This is a genomic window from Kitasatospora sp. NPDC057198 (assembly GCF_042670125.1).
GTDB lineage: Bacteria > Actinomycetota > Actinomycetes > Streptomycetales > Streptomycetaceae > Kitasatospora.
Map to the genome: position 1 here is coordinate 1 of NZ_JBHUWH010000511.1, position 5,327 is coordinate 5,327.

At 75.5% G+C, this 5,327-nt stretch carries 6 protein-coding genes; 2 read left to right on the forward strand and 4 right to left on the reverse strand.

The annotated features are described in order from the left end of the window. Positions 1-146: 146 nt before the first annotated feature. From ACFUEL_RS34345 to ACFUEL_RS34360, 4 genes are all read right to left on the reverse strand, one after another. A complete protein-coding gene (locus ACFUEL_RS34345; RefSeq protein WP_380241268.1) occupies positions 147-1,163 on the reverse strand; it encodes a tetratricopeptide repeat protein in 1,017 nt (338 codons plus the stop codon). Between the two features lie 10 nt (positions 1,164-1,173). Beyond that, positions 1,174-2,445, reverse strand: coding sequence for a helix-turn-helix domain-containing protein (locus ACFUEL_RS34350; RefSeq protein WP_380241270.1), 1,272 nt, complete (start codon positions 2,443-2,445; stop codon positions 1,174-1,176). 225 nt (positions 2,446-2,670) lie between these two features. Further along, the gene (locus tag ACFUEL_RS34355) at positions 2,671-3,318 is read right to left on the reverse strand and encodes a CoA transferase subunit B (RefSeq protein ID WP_380241271.1); all 648 of its coding nucleotides are present in this window, start codon (positions 3,316-3,318) and stop codon (positions 2,671-2,673) included. 1 nt (position 3,319) lies between these two features. Next, positions 3,320-4,024: a CoA transferase subunit A gene (locus ACFUEL_RS34360; protein WP_380241273.1), complete on the reverse strand. Its 705-nt coding sequence runs from the start codon at positions 4,022-4,024 to the stop codon at positions 3,320-3,322. Between the two features lie 160 nt (positions 4,025-4,184). On the opposite strand from ACFUEL_RS34360, the gene ACFUEL_RS34365 reads away from it, so the two are divergent. Beyond that, positions 4,185-5,012 carry an IclR family transcriptional regulator gene (locus tag ACFUEL_RS34365; protein WP_380241275.1) on the forward strand — a complete coding sequence of 276 codons (828 nt, stop codon included), beginning with the start codon at positions 4,185-4,187 and terminating at the stop codon, positions 5,010-5,012. A gap of 56 nt (positions 5,013-5,068) precedes the next feature. Further along, on the forward strand, positions 5,069-5,327 hold a 259-nt coding region (locus tag ACFUEL_RS34370), incomplete at its 3' end, for a hypothetical protein (protein ID WP_380241277.1).

The window sequence follows — 5,327 nt, forward strand, 5'->3', positions numbered from 1 at the left end:
CTCGCCGCACCGGCCGAAAACCCGAGTACACCCAGTACGAGGGCTTCCGGCCGGCACGCCGATAGCACGCACCGGACGTCGCTCCTTCACGGCAAAGGCTGCCTGACGCGGCACTAGTGCGACGTCCGCGAACCGATGACGGCGGGTCAGTTGCCGTCGCGCAGCCGGTCCGCCTCGGCGAGCAGGTCGGCCGGCAGGTCGGTCGGCAGGTCGGCGAGCGGGTCGGTGGCGTCGGTGGCGCGGGCCAGGTCGAGCAGTTGGCGGCGGTACGGGCTCGGCGGCAACGCGCCCGCCGCGTCCAGGAGTTCGCGCAGCGCCGGGGCGGACGGGGCGAGCCGGAACCGGTAGGCGGCGTGCGCGGCGCGCAGGGTGGGTTCGGCGGGCTCCAGTTCCAGGCCGCGCGCGGTGCGGGCCGCGGCGGAGGCGAAGTCGCCGCGCACGGCGTCCAGATCGGCCAGGTCCAGGTGCAGCGACCAGTTCGCCGGGTCCAGCAGCAGGGCGCGCTCGAAGGCGTCGGCGGCCCGGTCGAGGTCGCCCCGTTCGCGCCACGTCCCGGCCCGGACGACCTCGGTCAGCATCGCCGGGGCGAGCGCGTCGGCCCGGTCGCACAGGGCGAAGGACCGCTCGGGGAGCCCGCACATCCGCAGGAACAGCGCGTACCGGGCCACCGTCTCCGGCTGCGGCGCCCGCCCGGCGACCGCCTCCACCGCGGCCACCCACGGCGCCAGCGCCTCCGCCACGGCCGGAACGTCCAGCGGGTGGCCGTGGTCGCCGATCCGCAGCGCGGCCTCCGCCAGCGCCTCCGGATCGACCAGGGCCGCCACCCGCGGGTCGCCGAACCACGGCGCCGCCGCCCACGCCACCGCCGGCCGGGCCCCGGCCACCGCGCCCAAAGCCAGTACCGCCTCGTCCAACTCCCCGTCCAGGAAGCAGAAGTACGAGCGGGCCAGCACCGTGCTCAGGGTGTTGGCGCGGGCCAGCAGCGCCCCCAGCTCGGCGGGCCGCTCCGCCCGCAGCTCGGCCAGCAGCGCGTACGGCTCAGGGTCCGCCGGGTCGGCCGCCACCGCCCCGGCCAGCTGCCCGAGCGCCGCCGCCGGGTCGTCCGCGCAGTGGGCCAGCACCCGGGCCAGGGCCAGACCCGCGGCCACCGATCGATCAGTCATGCGGGTGACGCTATCGGACCAGGTGGGAGGGGGTGCGGGCCGGGGTGTTCCGGGCGGCGGCGGTGGCGCGGAGGGCGATCTCCAGTTCGAGGCGGACGTCGGGGGAGGAGAGGGCCGGGCCGAAGAGCTGGTGGACGCGGTGCAGGCGGTGGCGGGCGGTCTGCGGGTGGATGCCGAGCCGGGCGGCGACCTCGGGGGCGGTGCCGCGACCGGTCTGCAGCCAGGCCAGCAGGGTGGTGGCGAGGCGGTCGCGCTGCTTGGGGGTGAGCGGGGCGAGCGGCGCCAGCCGGCGTTCGGCGATCAGCCGGACCAGCGCCGGATCGGTGAGCAGCAGCAGGTCCGCGTAGCGCTCGCGGCAGTCGACCGGGCGCCGCGGGGCCTCCGGGAGCGCGGCTCGGAGCAGCCGGGCCCAGCGCAGCGACTGCGCGGCGAGGGCGGGCGGCACCGCGGGGCCGATCACCGCGCCGCGCCCGTGCAGGGCGGCGGCGAGCCGCGGATCGGCGAGCAGGGCGGCCGGATCGGGCAGCAGCAGGTACGGCTGCGGCCCGTCCAGCCCGGCCAGCACCTGTTCGGGCAGCACCTGCTCGGGCAGCACCTGTTCGGGCAGCCGGGCCGGGGGAGGCGCGGGGGCCCCGGGTGGCCCGGGAGGACCGGGAGGCGTCGGCGGGCGGGGCGTCGGGCGCGGGTCGAGGGAGACGGCGGCGATCTGCGCGGGCAGCGGCCAGTCGGCGAGGCGGGCGGCGGCGGCGAGTTCGGCCGGGTCGGCGCCCGCCAGCAGCAGCTCGTGCAGCCGGTGCCGGGCCCGGCCGGGCGCACCGGCCCGGTCGGCGCGGGCGTCCGGACGGTCCTGGACGCCGGCCGCCGCGACCTCGTCGATGTGCGCGAACACCGCCTCGGCCAGGGCCGCCAACTGCTCCGCGGCCAGGCCGCGCCGCCGGGCCACCAGGGCGTACCGGCGCCAGGCGATCCGGGCGCCGAGCCGGAACGCGGCCCGCAGGGCGTCCGGGCCGCGGCCCTCGGCGCACCCGCCCCGGCCGGGCGAGCGGTGCGCCCGCAGCCGGTGCGGTCCGGAGGCGGGCAGCCCGGCGAGCCGGTCGGTGAACTCGGCGAGCGCGGTCTCCACGCCCTGCTGCATTCCGGCGCCGAATTGCCCGGAGGGCGGTCGGGAGAATTCCGGGACGGCGGACCTGATCTCCCGGACGATCTCGGCGGCGAGGGATTTCTGCTCGGCCCTGAGTTCGGCGGAGAAATCACGTGGAAGGCTCTCCCACGGTCCGGTCAATTCCGCTCCTCGGGGTAGCGATAATCCGTGCCGGGGGCCTCCGCAACAGAGGCTCCCGGCGCGTTCGGGACACCGGGAGTATCCGGCGCAGTCACCCGCCGGTCAATGGGTCCGGCACGGCGGTGGGGAATTGCCGGCACTTCCGGACGGCCTTTCCGGGAATTCCGGAAACCGGGCGCGCGGCGGCGGAGGAACGGCGCGGGCCGCGCCCCCGGCGCGGGGCGTTCAGACCTCCTGCGGGAGCCGGGCGTCGAACGGCGCCCCGGTGCGTTCGCGCAGTTCCCCGACGCCGACGCCGGGCGCCGACCGGACCAGGACCAGCCCCCGCGGGGTGACGTCGAAGACGGCCAGGTCGGTGATGATCCGCTGCACCACGCCGGCGCCGGTCAGCGGCAGCGTGCAGCGCTCGACGACCTTGGGGCTGCCGTCCTTGGCGTTGTGCTCGGTCAGCACGACCACCCGCGGGGTGCCCGCGACCAGGTCCATCGCCCCGCCCATCCCCTTGACCAGCCTGCCGGGGACGGTCCAGTTGGCCAGGTCGCCGTTGGCGGCGACCTGGAGCGCGCCGAGCACGGCGGTCTGCACCTTCCCGGCCCGGATCATCGCGAACGAGGTGGCCGAGTCGAACACGCTCGCCCCCGGCCGCAGCGTCACGGTCTGCTTGCCGGCGTTGATCAGGTCCGCGTCCTCCTCGCCCTCGTACGGGAACGGCCCCGTCCCCAGGATGCCGTTCTCGCTCTGCAGCGTCACCCGCACCCCGGGCGGCAGGTGGTTGGCCACCAGGGTGGGGATCCCGATCCCCAGGTTCACGTACTGGCCGTCCTGGAGCTCCCCGGCGGCGACCGCCGCCATCTGCTCGCGGGTCCACGCCATCTCACGCCTCCTTCGTGCGCACGGTGCGCTGCTCGATGTCCTTCGCCCGGGGCCGCGAGGCCACCACCCGGTGCACGAACACCCCGGGCGTGACCACCAGTTCGGGGTCGAGGAAGCCGTCCGTCAGGACCTCCTCCGCGTCGGCCACGGTGACCGTCCCGGCGGTGGCCACCAGCGGGTTGAAGTTGCGGGCCGCCAGCCGGTAGGTCAGGTTGCCCTCCGGGTCGGCGCGGTGGGCGTGGACGAGCGCCAGATCGGGGACGATCGCCCGCTCCAGCAGGTAGGTCCGCCCGTCGAACCGGGCGGTGGGCTTGCCCTCCGCGACCGGCGTCCCGACGCCCGTGGCGGTGTAGAAGGCGGGGATCCCCGCCCCGCCCGCCCGCAGCCGCTCGGCCAGGGTGCCCTGGGGCGTGAACTCCACCTCCAGCGTGCCGTCCAGGTACTGCGAGGCGAACAGCCTGTTCTCGCCCACGTAGCTGCCCACCACCTTGCGGACCTGCCGGCGCTCCAGTAGCAGGCCCAGGCCCTTGCCGTCCACGCCCATGTTGTTCGAGACGATCGTCAGGCCCTGCACGCCCGAGTCGCGGACCGCCTCGATGAGGTCCGTCGGGTTGCCGCTCAGGCCGAACCCGCCGACCGCGATGGTCAGGTCGTCGCGGAGCAGCCCCTCCAGTGCCGAGGACGCACCGGTGAACACTTTCGACATGCCCACTCCTTGTTCTCCCGTCCACCTCGTGGACGCACCACAGCACCGTAGGAAGGGGGCCGCGCACCGGCAACGACCTGCGGGGAAATACCCTGTCGAAGGGCAGAACCGCCCCGATGGTGAGCGGACGGGCCGGACCCGTCCATGATGTGGAGGCCCGGTGGAAGGCACCCAGGCGATCGGCAGGGCCGCCGCCCTGCTGCGCGTCGTCAGCGCGGCGGCGGACGGCGTGAGCACCGCGCAGGCCGCGCGGCTGACCGGGACGGCCCGCACCACGGCCCACCGGATCCTGTCCGCCCTGCAGGAGTCCGGACTGCTGGACCGGGACCGGACGACCGGCACCTGGCACCCGGGCCCCGAGATGTTCCTGATGGGGACGCTGGCCGCCCGCCGCTACGACTTCGTCGAAACCGCCCGGCCCGCCGTCCGGGCCCTGGCCGACGAGACGGGCGAGAGCGCGTTCCTCTCGCTGCGCCGGGGGGACGAGAGCGTCTGCGTGCTGCGGGAGGAGGGCAGCTTCCCGCTGCGCTCCTTCGTGCTCCAGGAGGGCACCCGCTTCCCGCTCGGCGTCGCTTCCGGCGGACTGGCCCTGCTGTCCTTCCTGCCCGACCGGGAGGCCGACGCCTACCTCGAGCGCGCCGAGCTCGTCCCGCAGTGGGGCGAGGAGCACAGCGCCGAACGCATCCGCGAACGCGTCCGCCGGACCCGGACGGCGGGCTACGCGACCAACCCGGCCCTCGTCCTGGAGGGCAGCTGGGGGATGGCCGCCGCCGTCTTCGACCAGCACGGCCGACCGGCGTGGGCCGTCAGCATCACCGGCGTCGAGACCCGCTTCCGCGCCGAACGGCGGCCGCACCTGGGGCAGTTGCTGCTCAGGACGGCCCACCGGCTCAGCGCGCAGAACCGGCTCCCGCAGCCCGGCGGCGGTGTGATCCACGTCTCTCCGCCGCCCGGCGATGTCACAGACCGGAGCGCCGGACGCTCTTGACCGCGGGTTCCACGGGAGGGAACCCGCCCGTTCCGTCTCTGGGAGAGATCACCGGCATGGAAATCCTTCGGTACGTGTTCCTCGTCTTCCACCTCTTCGGGTTCGCCGCGCTGCTGGGCGGCGTCTTCTACCAGCTGCGCGGGAAGGACCCGGTGACCGGCGGGTACATGGTCACCAGCGCGGTCGTCCAACTGGTCACCGGCGCCGGGCTGGTCTGGACCCGGACGTCGCTGGACCTGCCGGTGTCCTACCCGAAGATGGCGGTCAAGCTGGGGCTGGACGTGCTGGTGGCGGTGGTCGCCCTGATCGGCATGC